17 protein-coding genes and 2 tRNA genes are annotated in these 20,939 nt (G+C 46.6%); 1 reads left to right on the top strand and 18 read right to left on the bottom strand.

Annotated features, from left to right (window positions below):
- The first annotated feature begins 5 nt into the window (after window positions 1-5).
- Window positions 6-1,757 carry a BatD family protein gene (locus LC059_RS13785; RefSeq protein WP_226704444.1) on the top strand — a complete coding sequence of 584 codons (1,752 nt, stop codon included), beginning with the start codon at window positions 6-8 and terminating at the stop codon, window positions 1,755-1,757.
- 314 nt (window positions 1,758-2,071) lie between these two features.
- Here the strand turns inward: LC059_RS13785 and LC059_RS13780 are convergent, their stop codons facing one another.
- The 18 genes from LC059_RS13780 to LC059_RS13695 all read right to left on the bottom strand — a co-directional run bounded on the left by LC059_RS13780 (window position 2,072) and on the right by LC059_RS13695 (window position 20,764).
- A complete protein-coding gene (locus LC059_RS13780) occupies window positions 2,072-3,214 on the bottom strand; it encodes a glycosyltransferase family 4 protein (protein WP_226704443.1) in 1,143 nt (380 codons plus the stop codon).
- A gap of 166 nt (window positions 3,215-3,380) precedes the next feature.
- A complete protein-coding gene (locus tag LC059_RS13775) occupies window positions 3,381-4,100 on the bottom strand; it encodes a glycosyltransferase family 2 protein (protein WP_226704442.1) in 720 nt (239 codons plus the stop codon).
- The gene (locus LC059_RS13770; protein WP_226704441.1) at window positions 4,097-5,677 is read right to left on the bottom strand and encodes an aminoglycoside phosphotransferase family protein; all 1,581 of its coding nucleotides are present in this window, start codon (window positions 5,675-5,677) and stop codon (window positions 4,097-4,099) included. The genes LC059_RS13775 and LC059_RS13770 overlap by 4 nt, the downstream gene beginning before the upstream one ends.
- Window positions 5,668-6,051, bottom strand: coding sequence for a capsular biosynthesis protein (locus tag LC059_RS13765; protein WP_226704440.1), 384 nt, complete (start codon window positions 6,049-6,051; stop codon window positions 5,668-5,670). Before LC059_RS13765 ends, LC059_RS13770 begins: the two co-directional genes overlap by 10 nt.
- Window positions 6,048-7,277 (bottom strand): hypothetical protein, encoded by a 1,230-nt coding sequence (locus LC059_RS13760; protein WP_226704439.1) that lies wholly within the window; start codon window positions 7,275-7,277, stop codon window positions 6,048-6,050. The genes LC059_RS13765 and LC059_RS13760 overlap by 4 nt, the downstream gene beginning before the upstream one ends.
- 339 nt (window positions 7,278-7,616) lie before the next feature.
- Window positions 7,617-9,671 (bottom strand): hypothetical protein, encoded by a 2,055-nt coding sequence (locus LC059_RS13755; protein ID WP_226704438.1) that lies wholly within the window; start codon window positions 9,669-9,671, stop codon window positions 7,617-7,619.
- Window positions 9,668-10,879 carry a hypothetical protein gene (locus LC059_RS13750; protein WP_226704437.1) on the bottom strand — a complete coding sequence of 404 codons (1,212 nt, stop codon included), beginning with the start codon at window positions 10,877-10,879 and terminating at the stop codon, window positions 9,668-9,670. Before LC059_RS13750 ends, LC059_RS13755 begins: the two co-directional genes overlap by 4 nt.
- Window positions 10,876-12,060, bottom strand: coding sequence for a methyltransferase domain-containing protein (locus tag LC059_RS13745; protein ID WP_226704436.1), 1,185 nt, complete (start codon window positions 12,058-12,060; stop codon window positions 10,876-10,878). The genes LC059_RS13750 and LC059_RS13745 overlap by 4 nt, the downstream gene beginning before the upstream one ends.
- Before the next feature lie 68 nt (window positions 12,061-12,128).
- Window positions 12,129-12,995 carry a hypothetical protein gene (locus tag LC059_RS13740; RefSeq protein WP_226704435.1) on the bottom strand — a complete coding sequence of 289 codons (867 nt, stop codon included), beginning with the start codon at window positions 12,993-12,995 and terminating at the stop codon, window positions 12,129-12,131.
- Between the two features lie 71 nt (window positions 12,996-13,066).
- A complete protein-coding gene (locus LC059_RS13735; protein WP_226704434.1) occupies window positions 13,067-13,699 on the bottom strand; it encodes an ABC transporter ATP-binding protein in 633 nt (210 codons plus the stop codon).
- Between the two features lie 5 nt (window positions 13,700-13,704).
- Window positions 13,705-14,556: an ABC transporter permease gene (locus tag LC059_RS13730; RefSeq protein ID WP_226704433.1), complete on the bottom strand. Its 852-nt coding sequence runs from the start codon at window positions 14,554-14,556 to the stop codon at window positions 13,705-13,707.
- A 74-nt stretch (window positions 14,557-14,630) separates the two neighbouring features.
- Entirely contained in the window at window positions 14,631-15,500 is an 870-nt protein-coding gene (locus LC059_RS13725) for an NAD(+) kinase (RefSeq protein ID WP_226704432.1), read from the bottom strand.
- A gap of 191 nt (window positions 15,501-15,691) precedes the next feature.
- Window positions 15,692-16,729 carry a 1-aminocyclopropane-1-carboxylate deaminase/D-cysteine desulfhydrase gene (locus tag LC059_RS13720; RefSeq protein WP_226704431.1) on the bottom strand — a complete coding sequence of 346 codons (1,038 nt, stop codon included), beginning with the start codon at window positions 16,727-16,729 and terminating at the stop codon, window positions 15,692-15,694.
- Window positions 16,683-17,465, bottom strand: coding sequence for an RES family NAD+ phosphorylase (locus LC059_RS13715; protein ID WP_226704430.1), 783 nt, complete (start codon window positions 17,463-17,465; stop codon window positions 16,683-16,685). The genes LC059_RS13720 and LC059_RS13715 overlap by 47 nt, the downstream gene beginning before the upstream one ends.
- Entirely contained in the window at window positions 17,462-17,824 is a 363-nt protein-coding gene (locus LC059_RS13710; RefSeq protein ID WP_226704429.1) for an MbcA/ParS/Xre antitoxin family protein, read from the bottom strand. Before LC059_RS13710 ends, LC059_RS13715 begins: the two co-directional genes overlap by 4 nt.
- Window positions 17,825-18,082: 258 nt before the next feature.
- Window positions 18,083-18,159: transfer RNA gene (locus LC059_RS13705), tRNA-Asp, on the bottom strand.
- A 66-nt stretch (window positions 18,160-18,225) separates the two neighbouring features.
- Window positions 18,226-18,301, bottom strand: a tRNA-Val gene (locus LC059_RS13700).
- A 111-nt stretch (window positions 18,302-18,412) separates the two neighbouring features.
- Window positions 18,413-20,764 (bottom strand): DUF6351 family protein, encoded by a 2,352-nt coding sequence (locus LC059_RS13695; RefSeq protein WP_226704428.1) that lies wholly within the window; start codon window positions 20,762-20,764, stop codon window positions 18,413-18,415.
- Between the last annotated feature and the right edge of the window lie 175 nt (window positions 20,765-20,939).

Genomic DNA, 20,939 nt, shown 5'->3' with positions numbered 1-20,939 from the left:
CCCCAGTGGAACCCACAACGACTACCTTACCCAACTGTAGGAGCCTGCCTGCAGGCGAACCGGTATCACCACCACCCCGTAGGAGCCTGCTTGCAGGCGAACCCCTCGCATGTGTCGCAAAAGCAGTAATCACCCTACTCCTACTAGCGCTTTCCCTAACTACCAACGCCCAGGAACTAACGGCATCCGTAGACCGCAACGAACTCGCCATTAATGAAACCTTCACCCTGACCCTGCGCTACAGCGGCAGCCAGCGAGGCGGCCAGCCCGACTTCGACCTGCTGGAACAGGACTTCGAAGTCCTCTCCCGCCAGCAATCAAACCAATACCGGGTGATCAATGGCCACGCAGAAAGCTTCGTCGAGTGGACCGTCATTCTCGCCCCACTAAAGGAAGGCAAAGTCTTCGTTCCCTCCCTGCACCTGCACGGACAGATCTCCGATGCGATCCCTATTACCGTCAACAAAGCCGGCCAGACACCCAGCGGCGACAACCGCCAGGCGTTCCTTGAAGTCGAGCTGGATAAGGACAAGCTCCACGTACAGGAACAACTCCTGGTAAAAGTCCGCCTCTACACCACCGTAGGCCTCCACGATATCGCCACTGACCCATTACAGATCCGTGGAGCCCATGTGGAAAAAGTGGATGAACAACGATACGAACGCAGAATCAAAGGCGTAGGCCACGCCGTCTACGAGCTAACCTACGCGGTGTTCCCGGAAAGCTCGGGCGAACTGCAGATCCCGGCACTCAACTACGTCGCTGTCACCGGCCGCAGAGACCCCTTTTCCCTCTTCAACCGCAACGCGCAGCGCATCCGCCTGCGTTCGGAAGCCAAATCCATCCAGGTAGAACCTAAACCAGACAGCTACAGCGGCAGCCACTGGCTTCCCGCTGCAAGCCTCGGTCTGGTGCAGAGCTGGAGCAAGGACCCGGAAGAGTTCAAAGTTGGTGAACCTATCACCCGCATCATCACCCTGCGGGCAGAAGGTCTGCGTGCGGCGCAACTACCGCCCCTGCCAAAGCTAAATATGGAAGGACTGAAAACCTACCCGGACCAGCCGCAACAGGAAGACCAACCTGGAATGAATGGTATTACCGGGAGTCGGATTGAAACTACGGCGATAGTTGCTACCAAGCCGGGGAGCTATCAGCTACCGGCGATTACGATTACGTGGTGGGATACGAAGAATGGGCGGCAGCGTGCGACGCAGTTGCCGGCATTCAGATTCAACGTTTCCGGTGCTCCAGTAGTAAATAGTGCTGCGCCCGGCGCCGCAAACTTGCCCAGCGCCCAGACGCCAATTACTAAAAAAGTGGAACCAGGCTTCTGGCAAAAAATCGCGATTGCAGCGATCGCATCGCATCTTTTTTGGATTTTCTACTTTTTTTATATCCAAAAGCGAACAGGTAAAGCTCCGCGCACACGAACGAAACTCAAAACAAAAATGGTGGACAAAGACCGCTTACTCGACATTATCAGGGAAGGAAGCCCGCAAGAGATCCAACTTGATATGCGGAATTGGATCGGCGAACGCTGGCCCGAAGTCGGCTCATTGAGTATAAACGATGCGGCACAGCAGCTTAACATCAGCGAACTGAAACAGATCTCGCAACTGCTTCATGACACTATATACAAAGAACCGCCAAAGCCACTAAATCGTCATCAGTTGCGGATACTTACTGAGCGGTTGGTAAATGTAGAGAACCATTTTTCATCAGAACCGAATCAACTACCGAGCCTGTTTAATGGATAAGCTAAAATAATTCAAGGTATATCTGACTCATGTTTTACTTGGATTAGTGCGGATAAACAATCACAGGCTTCAAGCGTCGGCCCCTTCCTCAAGATCCTTCAGAACCTTAATATCGGATGTTTCGTACTCCAGCAAACCTCCTTCACCAGCCGCCCCACCCCAACGTCCTTCAGCACCTGAGCGCTCTGGGGTTCGTATAGCGTGATTTCATCATTGTTCGCGCTTGGAACGACTTCAGTGTACGCGGGAGAACTAGGATTCGCTATCTGCTCATTATACGGACCACATGCAATGACTAAGAACTTGCCAACCGCTCAAATAAGAGAAGCATTATAAATTTCTAGTGTCTTTTTTATAATAATACTGTTTGACATCTCAGCCTCAACAAGGGAGCGACCATTCGCCCCATACGATTCGAAAAGGTGTGGCTGTTCGGCAAACAATAATAGAGCTCGCTCTAGCTCCAAAGCGCAATTTGGCTGGATCAAAACACCATTAAAATCATCAAAGACAACATCCCTACAACCGGGAATATCTGTAGCCACTAATGCTCGGCCACACGCAGCGCCCTCGATCAAAATCCGTGGAATTCCTTCGCCGTAAGTCGTAGGAAGACAAACTATGTGGCAGCGCCCTATAATTGACGACATATCACTGATATGGCCGTGCCAAACCACAAAGGGTTTATCACACAAGCTTTCAACCTCTGATTCAGTTAACCCTTCGGGATGAACCTCATCAAGGATCCCCGCCACATGCAACTCGAAACATTGCTTGCGCTCATTTAATGCCTTAACCGCTGTCACCAACTCACTCAGGCCCTTGTTCCGTAAGAGTCTCGCAGCAAACAAGACTTTTATCGTTTTTAGCTCCGGTAACCCAACGGGCCTAAATAGACTAGTGTCAACACCAGCACCTTTTACTACATCAACACTAAAAAACTTAAACCCAGCGGAACATAAAAGCTCAAGATCGCGTTCATTCTCAAAAATCACCTTCACATTATTCGATGATAGACCGCGGGCGCAGATTGCCCTTACTGCGAACCAGAACGTTCGCCCCAGGATCGAATCATACTTTGGAAGCGATCCTAGTCCGGGAAAACTACATATAAGGCGCAGTTTTTTTTGCCTGCAAATGAAAGAAGAATAAAAAATAGGTTTAATAGTAACAGCATGCAGAATAAGCGGATCAATCTTTATAACCGCTTTCAGAGCACAGTATAAAGCGAAAACTTCCCGAAACGGGTTTACACTATGTCTAGAGATTGGAAGATCTACAACCGAAAAACCAAAAGATTCAATTTTAGATTTGTGTTCGGCCTTCGTAATCTTAGTTAATACCCAAACCTCAAAACCGCTATCTCTTGCTGCAAGCGCCCGATCGCACCAATGAAGAAGAAAGTACCAATCGACGTTAATTAAAAATACCAATCGTCGGTTAGCAGGAGCACTCACTCGCGGCCGCCTCAAAAAATTAGACACCAATACAAGACCCTGAAAAAGTAAATCAAGAAAGCCTCTTTCACAAAGGCTCAGGCACCATAAAACGCGAATTCACAAAACAGCTTAAATAGTACAACAAAATCCATAACTCACCAAAGTTGATTGACGCAAAATAATCTCAGCCTAAAAACGCGCTGTATTCCGCAGGGGTACCGCAAAAAATTACAGAATCTCTGTCAATGAGGTTATAGTGAATTTTTTTACCAGCGGAAATCAAGTAATTATAAATAGGCGCGATATATAATTCACCGCGTACCCATTTATCTGGCCCTAAAGATTCATAACGCTCAAATGCCATTAAAAAGTCATCCACACTGCTAAAGTGATACAGACCTGTGCTGCATAAGTTCGATATAGGGTCCTTCTCAGTAGCCTCCGAAATCAAGGTGCTATCGCTATTAATAGGTCTGACAAACGACCAATTGCTCCCGCTCCCTTTAAAAACCTCCAAATAACCATCATCCATCAGCTTCAAATCCGGGTGTATAAAATTTGGTCGAAAGGTATCGATATTGAAAATGGTCAAACTTTGACCGCTATAGTTACCGGAAAAGAGAGCTAGCGCAACAGTTTCAGCCTGCCCGCGAGTCGCCTCCTCCAAGACAAAAACACTAAAATACTTAATACCTAGATAATCCGCCTGAGCGTTCACAAAATTTTCAGTATCATAAATATCGCGGACCACAAACAAAAAGTATTCACTAGAAAAATACTTCTGAAAGCTTCTAACCGAATGAGCAAACAACGTCTCATTGTGTGCCTCAAGCATATACTTAGGCTTTGTATATCCAGCGTTGAAAAAACGCGAACTCAAACCGGCCATTGGGATTACAATCATTCTTCGCCTCGCCCCAGTAACCCAAACAATCGAAACGCGTTTGCAAAAAGACCTGCCTGACGAGTAGGATCATCAGAATGCAATGGCAACATCGACAAAAACAGTTGTATTTGCATCGCAAATAAACACTCCCGACTTAATCCGTAAAATTTTTCAACCATATTGCAAAAATTATTTTGAATGGATTCCTGGATTTCACGGCCATTAATTTCAAACTCTATTTCTCCAGCATTCCAATCTATATGGGTCGTATGATAACCGGCTACAATATAGTCATACATACCCAATATTGAGTGCGAAAGCTTTGCTATATCATAACGAACATCACCGTAAATAGTCGTCTCACCTGAAAGGGTCATCCCTCTAGGGTCAATAACTTTGATTCGATCGGTCCTAAAATCATACAAAATATTACTAAAGCAAAAATCTCCATGCATCAACGTTGGCGAACGATCAGGTAAAACAATTTTTTGCTGACTCGCCAACATGAGTTCATTAATTGAGGACTTCACGGATCCATTGAAATTCCATTTCTTATCTGGATCCAAATCCTTCAAAGAGCAAAATCTAGCCACTCGCTCCCTAGTTTTCAGGAACAATAAATCATTGATATCTTGAGAAACCGAATGCGGGGGAGACTTATAAATTAAACAGTCATTTAAAAACTCGAAACAGCGATCCAGTATCCTGTCCCAAACAAAAGGGGGAACTTCAGAAAAAACAAAGAGCTCACTAAGTGAAATATTATACAAGTATTCCAGACTATAGCTGTAAGAAGCCGAGCCACACTCGCTGCCGCCCAAGTAGAGTGGAGTATAAAGCCTCATTGAGGCAGGCAGTGAAGAAAACCAATTACCTTCGGCCTTGATTTTTCCAACATTCTCACTAGATTTCTCAATGAAGCTACGCGTAATTTTTAGTTCATTAAAAGATCTTTGTGTTGTGAAAGACGCTTTAGACTGATAATAAGTATTTATATGTCCAAAGTCATACCAACCTTTAGCCTCCACTTCAGACAGCCCTACTTCTTTCCTGTATCGCTCTACTCCTGAAATAAAATCCCATTTCTCCTTGGTGAGACATGCGAGTAACGTCTTTGGACTACTAAAGCAAAAATACCCGCAGACGACACCATTGGCGTCAAATTCACCAGACTCCCAATAAATTCCAGCGCTGTTTACTTTCGACCAGCGGTAATTATCTCGAGTTTTAGCAGAAGCGATAACATCCATCCCTTCTGGCAACTTTTCAAGCAACGTATCTCCGAAAAGCAGTCTACAAGATGAATGAGTAGGCTCATCAATAAGACTTAGACATGACACCAAGCCTTCACCAAGGGTCAAAGCTGGATCTGTCCGAAGTATTGATACTTTATTATCGCGCAGCCATTTAATGTCTGAATCTGAAATACTGTAGTCATCAGGGATAGATATGTAAGCAGCCTCACCTTTTGGCACCAAATTCAATTGATGTCGAAATAGCCTCCGATTCCCAAGTGGTAAAAAACTAGGTGGTATCCTGCCAAACTCTGCATTTAACTCTTGCAATATATAAGAGCCAGACATAATCAGGAACATACCTTATCCTTTTCGATAAGCTCAGAAAGCTCCTGATAGGTCATAGAACAGAACTCTGAAGGCCGAATAGCACGGTCATCAATGTAAAAACCTTCGAATCCGCACCAAGGCTTACCAACGAGAATTTCATCGTACGGAACGTTATGATTATCGAGCCACTCAATGATAACTGGTAGTGTATGCACGTTAATTTTTCCCACACTACCTTCATAAGTCCTCATGTTTCTGGCAGTAGAAATCACGATGGAAAATCCACCCTGCTCTTTATAGTCTCGCAATTTTTCGATTAATGGAATATTTGGCAGAACCTCACGATAATTTGAAGTATTGGCTAAGGTGATAGTACCATCTAGATCTACGATTAACTTTCTCATATTTCCAATTCTAACTTCCGTGAATACTCTTCAAGTTTTTTCTTGATAAAAGGACCACCTGGGCGAATGGACAATGCAATTTTCATCAATTTAAATGCACTATCAAGGTCTACATTTTCTAGCTCCAATGCAAAATCTCTATACTTATCGGCTATGTCGCCCGTGACGTCATGAACATCACGCACATCGAAATCAGAACACAGAGAAGCGATATCACGTCGTTCAAAGCAGTCGATTATGTATTGCGCTTTAACGTATCCTTGAAATTTTTTTGTCTGAAATAAACGTTTCAAATTACGGTCGAGCTTTTCCCCTCTAAGGCGCTCAGGAATAAAGTCAATAATGGCGCTTTCGGATGTAAGCTTTAATACTTCTATATTACTTAAAAAACTATCGAGAACGTATTTACCACGATCTTTACTAAAATCATTGCACTCGATTAATGATAGGTCGCCTTTAATTAGGCTATAGAATCTATCCTTATGCAGACCTTCATCCTGCTGCTTTCGCTGCACAAAACTATAGAAGGATGCCCTCTCCTCACTAGACCAATCTGGATTAACTTCAGAATTATTCGAACAATGCGCAAGCAGATCGTCGATAAAGGCATTATCGCCTTTTATATCCTCATAGGATAATAGCTTCCCCCTTTCGATACCATTGGACTGAATGAGCTCCGCTTGCCTTTCACTCAAGCCAACATCCGCTAGATGCCGAGCTAACTCTTTATGAATTCCATGCCAGCTCGGCATGGCTACCTTATAAAACAACGAGCAGTAATCATCCATTGCCTTTGAAGCACCATAGGCAAGCACATCGTTCGTAATCCCATCTCGTGTATTCGCGCTCGGGACAAAAACCTCGTCAATTTTTGGCAACTTAAACTTAGATCTCTGCAGATGCTCTAAGTTTACATGTAACAGTAAGTCAGGCCTTGTGACGACTACGACATCGAACTTCTCACCGTAATTTCTTTCGACCTTTTTCTTGATCTCATTGCACCTCCATCTTTTATAAAGCATTCTTATTGAATTTTTATCGAACTTAGGAGTGTCAAATTCAAGATCAAGATTGTTTTCCTCGACATCAACAATAGCATCGGGAAATAAACCCTCAATTTCGCCTGCAACAGGCCTTGAGCTCTCTTTTAAAAGACGCATTTTTGTCTTCGGAAAATTCCCCCAGAATTGATCTCCGTAATAAGAAACAGGGATCAGCTCAGCCATTCTTGGCTCAAAAATTCTACTCACCTGGGAAAACCAAAAGGCGCCATCCAGTTTAATAGAGGACTTGTCCCAGACACTAAAAATTACGGTAACCTCTGCGAACTCGAGGAGTGCCGAAATCTGATCCTTAAGTGTAAGCAAAGATTTCGATTCACCTCGAACCTGCCCACTTATACAAAAGCAAATTTTCATTAAATCACCACAAGCTACCGACAGTCATGAAACAGGATAAAATTGAATACACCCAATGTAGCTCTCGAAATCTACCAAATTAAGACTAAACACCGCTCACACTGCAACAAACCAAACCAAGCAGATTTAGGTTCACGAGCAAAATATTTATATACGAAATACTGCACGCAACCCTGAGATAACAGAAGGCGAGTTAGAATACGCTCTTCTGCGTATCAAAAATCGCTTATAAACCGTCGCAAGCTTCAGCACCAGACTAAAAATCAATCTCCGAAGCCGCGACAAGTCGGCGCGACGCTTATAGCCTTCCACCCACTGAATGTCTTTTATTTTCGCGACTAGATATTGTCTATTCTTTTTAAAAAAAACTGCTTTCAATATATCAGAGTAAGTTACTACTGTTGATTTATCGACTACAGCACCAACCCCAAAATCCTCATTGTGATACAAAGAAAAGTATGACTTTGCAATTTCTGGATGAGGGGATTCAATTATTGAGTGCCAACTATTGAATGCCGATTCTCTAAGAATTACAGGATTGATTAAAATTTTCCGCTCTAGACGAGAAATTGTTTTGACCGCCTTTTCGACCCCATCCTGGTACTTCGCGGTAAACTCCTCAAAGACTTTATTTTCCTTTTGATCGATTTTCTTGACCGCACGAATGTCGCCCTCATCCTCCTTGAACCCAACAACAGAGCCATTTTTAGAATTACAGAGCATTTCAAGCGGTGCAACAGCATTTAACAGTGACTCCCCCCTAAAATCGAAATTTAAGTCGGGACCATAAGCAATTTTTGTTGCATTTTTTGGCTGATCATTCAAAAAAACTTGGAGACCTAAATAGTAACCAGTAAATTCAACTTCCGGGAACAAATAGCAAATATTATCTTGAATTGTACCGCGCCAACCTATATCAACAATTGCAACTCTTCCACAATCATTTGAAAGCCCACGCGTATAAAAATATTTGAAGATAGATTCTCGAAGGTACTCTTGCCTCTCACTCAGATGCTTAAGAAACCCGAAGTCAGAAAATAATTTTTTGACCCTTTCATCTTGCCATGGGTATTCTATTATTTGATCAAGCTCAATTTGATATTTATCAAAATACTCGATATAAGTATCAGGAACCAGCCCCAAAGACTTAAATAGAGACCTCACTGACTGACAGCTATAAAGGTTCCAAAGCCTCATTAACTCCTTTAATGAGATTTCCCTTAATGACGGAAAAAAGGTAGCAACTCGACTAACTTCAAGAAGTTCCGACTGCGGACCTTTCCTCCAGCTAGGAAGGCTTTCATTTATGCAATCGTATAATCTCTTAAAAAACTCCCCTTCCCGTGTAAAGAAAAGCACTTTTTCAAGTCGCTTCGCATTCGCATCTCGTATAATGAAATCGATGAATCCGTAAAATAGCTTTGCGTGCTCTACTCCAATTGCTTCAAATTCATCAAGATCCAAAAGTTCTGCTTTATATTCATTTTCAATCAGCTCGGAAGTTCTCTCCCTAGAAAAGTATACCTTTTCCTTCATAAGCCTAAGCTTATGCTCTTCTGGCGGCAAAAAGTGAATAGAATTAATAGATTTAGATTCTGGATTTTTTTTATCTGACCACTCATTATCACCGATATGAATATGAGAAGACTCAGCCAGCTCGACCTTGTACTCATTTAAAAACCAGTCAAATAACCTACCACTTCTTTTATTCAAGCCAACATCGCAACTGGAAATGCCGCCGTCAAGAAAATTGACACCATTCTTCTCAAGCAAACTAGAGAGATATTCAGCACCCATGTAAAAATCACTGATGAAATAACACTTTGAAGGTGAAAGACTTTTGATCAAAGAAGTGATTTCAGGATCCACATAGGTTACGTCAAGCTCTAATTCGAATTCGAACTTTAAGGCCGCATCCACTAATTTAGCGTTGGCAGCTGACCCGGTAACCTTCTCCACCAATAGGGTAAGAACGTCCTTTATCTCGTATTCATCGTCCAGGCCCTGAGACTGCGCCTGCAGCCCGATCTCGAGCTCTACGGAACGACGCCACGATAGTATTTCATCTGGTGAGCGAAACTTAGATGGCAATGCCTCTCCCAAAAGAGATATAAGATAGCGAGCGGCCTCCATCTTAATCGCATCCGGGTGGCAACGCCGACGCAACAAGGTATCCCAAACGTCAACAGTCACAAAATTCATGAGGCCAAAGCTCCCTTCAAGTGTCGGTAAGTCTTTCTTGCCAACCATTGCAATGGCGAAGGAAGCCGCTCTACCAAGCGCCCTTTCCAATTAAGTATTTTGGGCGACTTTCCTTGTGAAATTGAAAATTTAAAATGATCATCAACGACCGGGGCACCACCGTATGAGATTCCACGACGAAATCTAGGCTCACAGTCTCCTGCTATCGCTCTTTCCACAATTTCCAGGAATTGCCTCAAACCAAACTCAATATTGCGCCCAGCCATATAAATCTGACAGGCGTTCGAGATTTCATGTCGGCGTTCAGGGTTCGAAATAAGTTGAATGATACCTTTCGCTAATGACTCTGGAGTTGGGTCCGCCAGGACCGCGGTGTCGCTTTCAAAATCATATAGGTTATTCTCTCTCCAGAGCTCCACAACCGGTAGCCCTGCCGCCATCATTTCGAATGGTACTCGAGAGGGGTTTGAGGAAGATATACATAAACCGACACTACAGCGATTGTAAAGTTCATTGCACTTTTCTAAATTTAGCAAACCCAAGTTTTCATGGTCGAACGGAAGATCGCTTTTGGCACTTGATCCAAACAAGTAAATTTTCACTTCTGGGATGTAGTGCTTAACAATTGCTAACGCCTCTAAGCCGATAACAGTACACCTCCTCGGCTTCTCCGGCTGATAAACGAAACAAATAGAATTGCTTTCTCGTTCAACCTTATTCAATGGCCGATAAACCTCTAAATCAGCACAAAAATCAAACGCTGATGCTTGGCAATTGAACGAAGACTCAAGTTTATTTGATAGCCAGTTTCCAATTGTTATTACTTTCAAACCATAACGGTAAGAATTCTCAGCCTGCAAATAGGAATCACCCATCGGGTTAAAAAGTGCTTCGTAATCTTGGACAAAATAAAATTTTTCAGACTTTATTGGAATGTCCCGAACCACTTTGGCGGAATACCAAATAGTAGCAAAATATGCATCGGCGGCAACGAATGTCTCCCAGCCGACCCTAACATCGGGGAAGGAATATCCGAAAAGTCGCTCAATTAAAGCAGACGGCGATTCACGAAAACTTTCTGTCGCAGCTTCAAGATAAAGAACGACTTCCCATCCTGACTGCTGCATAAAATCAGCGTGCTGAAGAATAGTCCGATGACCTCCTGAACCCTCAATCAAATCGGGCACTAACCAAACAGCCTTCTTCACAAATTCTCCTCCAGCTTCAATTTAGCGATCTCTTCATCACGGATGCGAATTTCTTCTGACATTTCTTCAATCACGGCAAGTCGCTGCAACGCCAAAGACTCAGCGGCCGCTATTCGCTCGTCTCGAACAGAGATTTCGGCACTCATTTTTTTTATTGTTTCATAGCGATTCAATGCCAGTGACTCCGCAGCTATCAGTCTATTATCTCGGTCGGAGATTTCGGCCCCTAACTTTTCGATAACGTCAAGGCGATCCAATGCCAGGGACTCGGCAGCCGAAAGTCTATTGTCTCGCTCGGAAATTTCGCCCCCTAACTTTTCGATAATATCAAGGCGATCTATTGAAAGTGACTCAGCAAATTCTAGCTTCTCTTCGAGACTAGAAATTGTAGACAAGCGTTCACCTGCAAGATTTTTAGCTGCAGAATAAGCGCCTTCGAATCTATTCAATATCTTTGACATGTGATTTTCTTCCACATCAAAATTATCACCGACACTATTTTTATCCGCATTCTCAAGCAAGCAGGTTATAAATGAGTTTTCAGGATCAAAATCAATAAACTTGACGCGTAAATTTAGGAAAGTCGCCAAATAGTGATATGTAGAAAAATCGGGAAAGAATAGATGCCCAGGGTATACAAAGCGTTCTAGAGGCAATGGAGTCTGAATCGCCATTACGCCACCGTCGGACAAGGATCGCGCGGCGCTTCGCAAAACATCCAATGGCTTATCTAGATGCTCCAGAACATGCCACATCACCAGGATGTCATATTTCTTTTTACTTTTAGAGAAAAAATTACCGGCTGTGTCGCAAACCAAGCGACTTCCCAAATCAAACACTGACCGAGCTTGATCTGCGAGCTTGTTAGACGGTTCGACACCTAAAATATCATTACCAAGCTCAAAAAATGTCGCAGTTAAAAGCCCCCTACCTGCTCCAATTTCAAGTATTGCAGGGTCACTTTTATCAATCTGACCTAGCAGCCAGTTGGCCAAAGTCAACAGCTCTTTTTGTTCTCTGCGCCACTCGTCGGGTTCCTCTTCCACCCATGTGCGCTCATGCAAATCAAGCTGTGCCAATAAGTTATTTTTATCATCCCATTTGGTTGTAAAATCTGGAACGTAACAATTGCACGTACCACAGACAAAAAGTGAGATTCGCCCACCGTTCGCGTCGCTCACGAGGCCAGCTTTTTTTAGCCCACTACTTCCACATAGTTTACATACATTCATTGCGAACCCCACTGCACTCAGTCAAACTCTACGGCGTATCGGTTCTTTAATCTTTTATTTGGATCCTTGAAGACAGATTGCAGCAAAGACTTATCCTTTTCAGTCAAATAATGCTCAGCTGCACTGGCCCGAGGAAGCCTCTTACCCAACTTAACTAAATCTTTAAGGATCTCTGAACGCTCCACTTCGTTCATACTCTGAACGACATTTAAGCAGGTGCTTGCAAGCCAAGGATGAATGCTTTCATTGGATCTTTTCGATAAACCCAGTTCTAAGCCATCCAACTTTATTGCATTCAAAAAATCAGAAACGATACTGCCACCCACAAACTCAGATGGCTTATAGTTTCGAACTATCATTCTCTCCCGCCCAAATTCTTTTTCCCACTTCGCCAACCTATCAACGAAATATGCGATCCTTAAATTCATTTTCGCAGTTAAATAATCAACAAACGGCAAATCAACCTCGCCGACACGAAGGCGGTGACCATAGAGAGACAAGAGAAAATCGATCGGATTTCTAACGTAAGCAACAATAAATACTTTATAACCAGAAAGCCTTTCTCTTAAATATTTCATACCTTCTGGCTGGCTCTCGAGAAAGGTTAGATCTTCACTAGAAAGAATCAGTTTATTGGCCTGCTGCCTTTCAAACTCACCGAGGATATTGTCGTAAATTTCATCTGGCGAATTGTCCAATACCATCCATGGTTTAGGGTTTTTAATAAGTGACCATGAAATTTCCTGCTGGGCAGGAAATCCAAGTATTGACTTCGGATACCATGCTCCATTTTTCAGTAACTTTGACCTATTTTTATTCAAACATTCCTGAAGGGAGGATGTTCCGGTTTTATGGTAGCCGATGTGTAAGTATATTTCTTTCATGACAAAAACAGTCTAGCCGCGAGATCCTAAATAGTTGAAAATATATAAAGCTAAATAAGCTTTCCGTACACTTATAATTCAATAACCCTATCGCAAACTCTTTCTATTTGTTGCTGAGAGTGTGAAACCAAAACTACTGTTTGGCTTGATTGTATTTTATTCATCATTTGAGACTCAGCCTTCATTTTGAAGTCCTTATCTCCAACACTTAGTATTTCATCCAATAGTAGAACATCGGGAGCCATGTACATGGCTACCGAAAAGCCCAATCTAGCGCGCATACCCGTTGAATAGGTTTTCACTGGCCTGTCAAAAAAATCCCCCAACTCAGAGAATTCAGCAATTTCCGCTAGCTTCGATACAACCTGTTTCCGTGAGTACCCTAAAAGCATTCCACTAAATATAGCGTTATCAACTCCAGTTAACTCTAAGTCAAAACCTGCCTGTAACGCCAAGAGGGAAACCGTCACTCCGCGGTTTATAACTCGGCCACTGTCAGGCTGAATTATTCCAGCGATAAGTCTAAGTAGAGTAGACTTGCCCGCCCCGTTTGGCCCAACAACCCCTAAGGTCTCTCCGCGAAAAAGGTCAAATGAGATACTTTTTAGAGCAGTATGTGAATCAGCCTTTCTTAAAAAGCTGCCGCTAGATTGGTAGCATACTCCAACATCAACCAACGAAATTATTGCTTCCAGGTTATTCACTATCGCTACACCAATACTCTGGGCAATTTAGGCCCAAGCTTTTCGTATAAAAGTACAACTAAAATCGCTGACACGAATAGTGCAGCCACCAAAATTCCAAGCATCGACCAATCGGGCCATTCTTGATTGATCAAGATCCTCCGATACTGAAATAAAATATTTGCCACTGGATTTACAAAGAAGGTGGCATGCCACTCCTGTGGAATTTTTTCTACAGAATAAAAAACCCCACTCAAAAACATCGTAAACTGAATTCCAGTGGTGACAAGGTATGACAAGTCACGGACAAAAGGTATCAAGATCGCGACAGCCGCCCCCACCACAAATAGGAGTAAAAGTTGAGTCATCATTACAGGAACTAATCCAAACCAATAAACATTAGGTGGCAAATCAAAAAAAAATAAGAATATAACCAGCATAATGAAAACGAGCATTTGTTTACCAAATACTTGCAGAATCGCAACAAGAGGAAAAAACAAAGGGTAAATTTTTACCTTATGAATTATCCCTCGCCCAGCAACAATGGAATTCGAAGCTTGCTGTACAGATTTTGCAAACCACTGAAATGGAATCAACCCCGTCAATAAAAAAGGAATAAATCCCTCACCGCCTCTCTGCAGTAACACACCAAAGATCAAGTAAAAAACTGACATATACATAAGGGGCTCAAGTATCCACCAGGCCTGCTTCAAGTGGTTCTTACTTGCCTCCGCCTTAAGGTTTAATTTTGCTTTAACCCAAACTAAGTCAAAAAATCCAACCCAGCTTTTTGCTGTTCCATTGATTTTATAACCTGAGTTAATCTCAAAATGGGGAGTCTTTTTACATCCCGGCTTTTCAGGATACTTTAGTTCCATAATTCTGCCATTAGCACTTTAATCAAACGGGTCAACTCTCTAACGCAACTACGCTACACGTGACAGCTAGATTACTATTCAGCCCAACCTAACTTTGACCTACAGGTTTCGTAAAAATTGTGTCCGATTGGGTGAATCAGAGTTAGTCTATGAGGTTTTTTATGGATGCGAATTACATCCCCCGGCTCCGTAATTACCTGGTCGTGTCCGTCACAGGTCACGTACGAATGAGCTATATTTTGCTCGCCAACAATAATTTTAAATTCGCTACTTCCCTCAACAACAATCGGTCGACTACTGAGCGTATGCGGGTTTAGCGGGACAACAACAATGGCATCCAACTTTGGATGCATGATGGGCCCCCCACCAGATAGCGCGTATGCGGTTGACCCGGTCGGTGTTGAAACAATCAATCCATCCGAACGCTGCGTATAGACAAACTGCCCATCAATAAACAGGTCAAACTCAATCATGCGAATATATTCACCAGGATGAATAACCACATCATTCAGCGATGATCCTTTACCTATTGGTTTGCCGTCGCGGGTGACCGACATGTCGAGAAGAAAGCGGCTTTCGGCCATATACTTACCGGAAAGGACTTCACCTACTTTCTGCTCGATTTCATCAGGCGTAATGTCAGTCAGGAAACCGAGGCGACCACGGTTGATACCCAGGAGGGGAACACTGAATTTGGCAAGGGCACGTGCTGCCGCAAGAAGACTACCGTCACCGCCGACTACAATCACGAGATCGCAGAGTTCGCCCAGCTTGTCTTTGCTGGAGACGCGGGCGTTGTGGTTGACCACATCGTTGGCGGTATTCTTTTCGAGAACGACGGAGTAACCCTCTCGCTCAAGGAACGCCATCAGGCGCTTTAACGAGAGGACTGCGCTGTCACTTTCGGTGCGGCCGATAAGGCCGATATTTTGAAATTCCGACACCGCTCCCCCAAGGTGCCCGAATCAGGGCTAGTGCAGTTTTGTTGGTATCCGTTAGGGCGGCAATATTGATCAAATATCAATCAAAACCGCACAAATTGACAGGTAATTATGCCTGAGCAAAGAGTATGAGTCGAATTGATGACAGCCCAAAGGTGCCTTTCCGGTCGCCCTTTAAACTGGTCATTTTCCAATCAAACCAACCCTAATCCCTTACTACTCGCCAATCCCCTGGCCCCCTGAAGCCCGCCGGTATGAAGCAATAACACCCGAGGAGTATCGCCTATCTCATCTTTCTGTCGATTGTGTGAGCAGGTTCTCACTATCGAATATGTGGCTTTGGCCGTATACACATGATCAAGGTTCAAACCAGCCTGCTGAGCGGCTACATTCTGAAAATCCTCCAGGGCGCCACTCGTTTTCCCGTACCCTCCGAAGTGACCGTCAGTAATGAGTATTGGCGGCTGGAGCGCTACTTTTGACCCACCCCACTCGGCGGCGGCTGTAGCTATGCTTTTGTCCGCTTTCAGCACCGCAACGCCAACGAGCTCGATACTTGCAGGGAGGCTGGCTGCTAGCGCTCCAAGTGTCAGCCCTGTGCCGCAGGGGACCCAACACTGGTCAAACGGAACCGGGCATGTCTCACCAATCACGTTCCCCAGCAACATGACACCTTTCGCTCCCTGTTGGTTCGCCCCGCCCTCAGGGACAAACCAGCTGCGGGCCATATCCACCCCAATGCTTTCGGGGAAGCCAGGTTCGTGCCGCCTTCGATATTCCGATCGGGATACGAACCGCAATTCCATCCCAAACCGCTCCGCATCCTGCAACATCGCACTCAGTGCCGGCGGATGTTCCCCACGAATGATCCCTACAGTCTTAAAACCAAAACGCTGCCCCGCGGCAGCGGTAGCATGTATATGATTTGACCAAGCGCCGCCACAGGTGACGATGGTGTCTTTGCCCTGCTCTCTCGCCTCGATCAGGTTGTAGAGTAATTTGTAGGCTTTGTTGCCTGAAATGATTGGATCGATCAGATCATCACGGCGCACCCACAGATCGATTCCGGGAAACAGGTCAGACTCGATCTGCTGGTACGGCACGTTTCTGGCGGCCTCAACAAAAGCATCCAGGGTGAGTTCGGTCAGGTATCGGATCACTTCATTTAACCCTGAAACTTGAACCTTAGGCGGGCTGTGGTAGCTGGCCAGATGATAGGAATGCTTTTCCATCGAAGGACATAGACTGGACACTGTTACCAGACTTCACCAGAAAGGTGACGCCCTCAGGAGTGGACTCGGCGGTGACTTCTGCCTCGATCGTTGGCGGGCGACGCAACAGGGCTTGTGGGTCGAATAAGGCTACATTGATTCCCGCACTACCGATCGCGGGAAGTTCAGCCATACCAGCGCTAAGGGCACGGGCAGACGGTGCCTCAATACCCTGCACGCCAACTTCGCGTAACTGTTTGCCCAGTTCCTGGCAGAAGCGGTATTCACTGGGGTGGGACAGCTGTGGCCAGTGTTGCTGCCAGTTTTCGCTCTGAAGTCGCACGCCAGGATCAGCGCAGTATTTCGCGGAAAACACCTGGTGGTAACTGGTGACGGGCCTGTCGGGTGTCAACTCCATGTCACTCAGAAACAGCAGGCGATAGTAGGCAGCTTCTGCGAGGACGGTATCAACGGTTTTACTGCCGTAAAAAATACCGCTTTCTGCAGTACCGCCAAAGCGGGAGCCCCATGGGAGTGGTGGGTAGCGAAACGGGGTAGCCAACAGGTAGTGAAGGTGTTCGCTCCCGGGCAGCCTTGCTGGTTTGCTTTGCTCAAGCAGGTTTTCCAACACTTCCTGTTTTTGCAGGCTGTCCACCAGACTTCTGGTGGCGACCTCTTCCTGAGATTCGATGATGCGGTACAGGCGGCCAATCAAGCGTGTGGAGGTTGCGCGAATTTTATCCCGCAGGTCGATCACACCTTGCCCCGCATCGCATCCAGGTAGGTGACGATCCGCACCAGCCCATCGATGCGGTGCGCAAGTTCTTTGGGGATGCCATTCAGGGCACGGTTGGCGGTGGCGAACCAGGTTTTGGCTCCCTCCTCTCCGCCCATAAGTACGAAGGCGGAGCGGTAGGCTCGGACCAGCAACAGAGCCAGTTGGCCTTCAGCGCTTTGGGGGGCCAGGCCACTACGGCGGCGCAGGGTGCGGTCATCCAGATGGATGATCTCGCTGAGCTCTTTCTTTTTCAGGCCCAGGTGATTAGCGGTGTTGAGGGTTGCCTCCAGGAGGACCTGATCTTCTGTAGGTTGTGGGGTATGGGCTGGGTTGGCCATTTTGCCTCCTAGCTTGGGGTAGAGGACATTTGACCTAAATATATTAATCTCTCGGACAAATGGCAAGCCTAGTGGCACCTATCGATGGAGTAAGTGCCACACCCGGACGGGACTGATTCGCGGCTGCGCCGCTCACCCTGCGGGCGCCCGTTGGGCGTCCTAAATCGCTTTGCGATTTGGTCGAACAGGGGTTCTCACCCAGCGGTCCGCCATATACGCAAAAGGCCCTGTTCTTTCGAACAGGGCCTTTTGCGTATATGGCGGACCGGACGGGACTCGAACCCGCGACCTCCGGCGTGACAGGCCGGCATTCTAACCAACTGAACTACCGGTCCGCGGTAGTGCCTGATTTGTTCCGCCTTTGGCGGTTCGCCTGCAAGCAGGCTCCTACATTCAGGACTTGGTGGGTGGTACAGGGGTCGAACCTGTGACCTACGCCTTGTAAGGGCGCCGCTCTACCAACTGAGCTAACCACCCAATTCGGTAACTTCTTATCGAAGGTTTCCGTTTTGCTCTGGGCTTGTCCCCCGAGAGCGAGGCGCATCTTACCGGACTGTAGTTTTGTGTCAACAAAAATGACGCCAAAAATTACAAATTATTTTCGGCGGCTTCCGGATCCTCGACGGATACTGGTGTGGGCAGAATTTCTTCCTCCTCCGATTTCGACTCCTGTGCGATTTCACTGGGGAGTTGCCGATAATCTGCGCTTACCGAGTGCCCGGCGATGATAACGTCACCACCGTGCTGGAAGAGGCGATCTCTTGGCCGCCCCACATCCGGCGCATTGTAGTTGCACACGCCTTCCGGAAAGATGCGACGCAGATCCTCTAAGCGCTCGACAATAGCGGCAGTGGCCGCACCGTAGGTATCCTTGGCCAATGCGCGCTCTATCGGCTGTAGCGCGCACTTGAATACATCGCCAGTAATCGGTGCCCCGGCCATTTGACGAGGTGTGCTGTAGATCGGGTACTGCTGCATACAGGCACCAGCAGATTTGCGATTCCAGTCGCCATCCCATACGCCCGGGCCAGCGGCAAGTACATTGCCATTTTCATCAAAGCAGCGATCGGTAGCTTCCACAGGCTTGTTACCGGCCACTCCCAGCTCTGGATGCTCGATGATTTTTTGCATCCAGTGGTCGATGATGTCCAATGCTTCGTCAATAGGGTCATAGCGCTTGTGGCTCACCCAGATCAACTGGTTGTCCGCATGTCCTCTGGCGCGGCGAATGCGCTCCCTGCTGGAGAATGAAGCGAGGCTGTGATGCATATCCAGCTCGCCTTCCAGGTAGTGCCGCAAATCGACAATCGGTATTTCAACATCGCCAAGAAAGACATGGCCGGAACGATAGATACCCTGGATGGCTTCGATGCTGGCAACACTTCGCGGTGCCGGGTTATCCAGGCTGCCAAGGTTCATGTTGTGCTCACTCCACACGGAGAGATCCATCGGAAACACATCACCGTTCATGAACCAGAGCTTTTCTCCGCCCTGCTCTGTCGGATCTTTCCAGCCGCCGATGGTGGCGTTCAGGCGCAGGAACTCGTCCACGCTGAGATGACCCTGTTTGAGCGCTTTCAGTCCGTACTGAACGCCCTGGTTATCCCAAGCACTGTTGGCGTAGCCATTCTCACCTGCGCCGTAAAAGTCGCGCAAATCCTCCCAGTGTGTCCAGTGGGTATTTTGGGCGACCGGGTCCGCGTAGCTATTACCGAAATGAATGAAATTGGGATTGTTCACCAGTGGGACCAGCCCCCGCCAGCCCTGAACACATTCAGAGGCGCCGTTGGCGGTGGTGCGGTAGCGCCCATCGAACAACGCCGCGGCGTTCTCGAGAATCTTAAAGCGATGGTCAAACTCCTCCCGCGTGGCCAAACCGATGACGGCTTCACGCTCGGACACATCGCGCCAACGTGGATCGTCTGCCGCGACCACATCGAAAAAGTATTCAAGTGGTTCGCAGTCAAACACATAGATGGTCTGACTTACCATGTCGGGATATGAATACAATGGCAGCGCCGCGTCCAGTACACCTGGTGCATTCTGTGCAAACAGGTACTGCTGGATTGCCCCACCAGATCCGCCGATGCCGACCGTATACAGCGGCTCAGCGTAGAGGGCAGCAAACTGTTTTTTCAGGCGGCGGGCGGTGTCTTCGGCCAACCAAATGTTGTAGTGGTTGCTCGTCTGGTTCGCAGTGGAGTAAACCACAGCGTAGCCGCGAGCAATCTGATCTGCGCGGCGTTCAATAATCGATTTTCGCGACATATTCCCCTGTCGCCGTCCGACACCAACACCGCCACGAAACTGGTATATCAGCCGCTTGTTCCAGTTACTGGTCGTTGGCGCGGCTGCCGTTTCGCCCTCCCCTCGCAGCACGGCAATGGAATAAAAGAAGCGGTTGATCGTTCCAGTCTCCAGGCGCACCACAAAGTCTGTAGTCTTGCCGTTGACCGTTACCTGATCAATATCGTCCTGTGCGTTTTCCAGTGGGTAAAATTGGCCATCGAGTTTGCTTCGGTAGTAGTAAGATACTGCCGTGCTGTGACTGCAGTCCCGACTGTACCCAATCACCTCGTCCGTTACTTGACCGTTCTCATCGAGAGAAAACACCGGAACACCTTCGCCATTGTGGTTGTCCACCAGGGGTTGCGCGCCGGTTACCTTGTTTTCTCCACATAAAAACGGATAGGTGGACGGCCCGGCAAACAGGGTCTCTACCGGGCCGGTTTCGCCAATAGCAATAGGAAAAGGAAAATACTCCGCAGGGCGCCCACTTTTGCGCGGGTGGTCTCCGGCGTAAGCCGGCTGTGGCGTATGGTTCAGCGCGCCATCTGGCACGCCAACCACTGGCGCTTTCGGCACGCCGGGGATTCTTGGCAGTTTTTCGTAGACATACCACCCCCCCAAGCCAAACAGAATGAAAAATGAAGCTGCCACTCCCTTCACTATCCGCCGTGTACTGAACCGGGCAAACAGATTCCGCGCGCTCCAAGCCATAGTCGCCTCCGTACGCTTTTATATTCCCTGTGCCGCGCTGCGGTTAAACGCGTCAAACCAAGCAGGCACAGCAACAGTATATGTGGCGCCGGGAAAAGCGTTGGGGACTTGGCGG

Origin of the sequence: Microbulbifer elongatus, assembly GCF_020524885.1 — a bacterium.
Taxonomy (GTDB): domain Bacteria; phylum Pseudomonadota; class Gammaproteobacteria; order Pseudomonadales; family Cellvibrionaceae; genus Microbulbifer; species Microbulbifer elongatus_A.
The sequence above is the reverse complement of the archived record's forward strand: the minus strand, read 5'-3'. Positions and strand labels throughout refer to the sequence as shown.

Excerpts from the sequence above, each read along its gene's own strand:
- LC059_RS13775 (WP_226704442.1), bottom strand. The coding sequence starts at position 4,100 with ATGATTGTAATCCCAATGGCCGGTTTGAGTTCGCGTTTTTTCAACGCT.
- LC059_RS13770 (WP_226704441.1), bottom strand. The coding sequence starts at position 5,677 with ATGTTCCTGATTATGTCTGGCTCTTATATATTGCAAGAGTTAAATGCA.
- LC059_RS13765 (WP_226704440.1), bottom strand. The coding sequence starts at position 6,051 with ATGAGAAAGTTAATCGTAGATCTAGATGGTACTATCACCTTAGCCAAT.
- LC059_RS13760 (WP_226704439.1), bottom strand. The coding sequence starts at position 7,277 with ATGGCTGAGCTGATCCCTGTTTCTTATTACGGAGATCAATTCTGGGGG.
- LC059_RS13755 (WP_226704438.1), bottom strand. The coding sequence starts at position 9,671 with ATGAATTTTGTGACTGTTGACGTTTGGGATACCTTGTTGCGTCGGCGT.
- LC059_RS13740 (WP_226704435.1), bottom strand. The coding sequence starts at position 12,995 with ATGAAAGAAATATACTTACACATCGGCTACCATAAAACCGGAACATCC.
- LC059_RS13730 (WP_226704433.1), bottom strand. The coding sequence starts at position 14,556 with ATGGAACTAAAGTATCCTGAAAAGCCGGGATGTAAAAAGACTCCCCAT.
- LC059_RS13720 (WP_226704431.1), bottom strand. The coding sequence starts at position 16,729 with ATGGAAAAGCATTCCTATCATCTGGCCAGCTACCACAGCCCGCCTAAG.
- LC059_RS13710 (WP_226704429.1), bottom strand. The coding sequence starts at position 17,824 with ATGGCCAACCCAGCCCATACCCCACAACCTACAGAAGATCAGGTCCTC.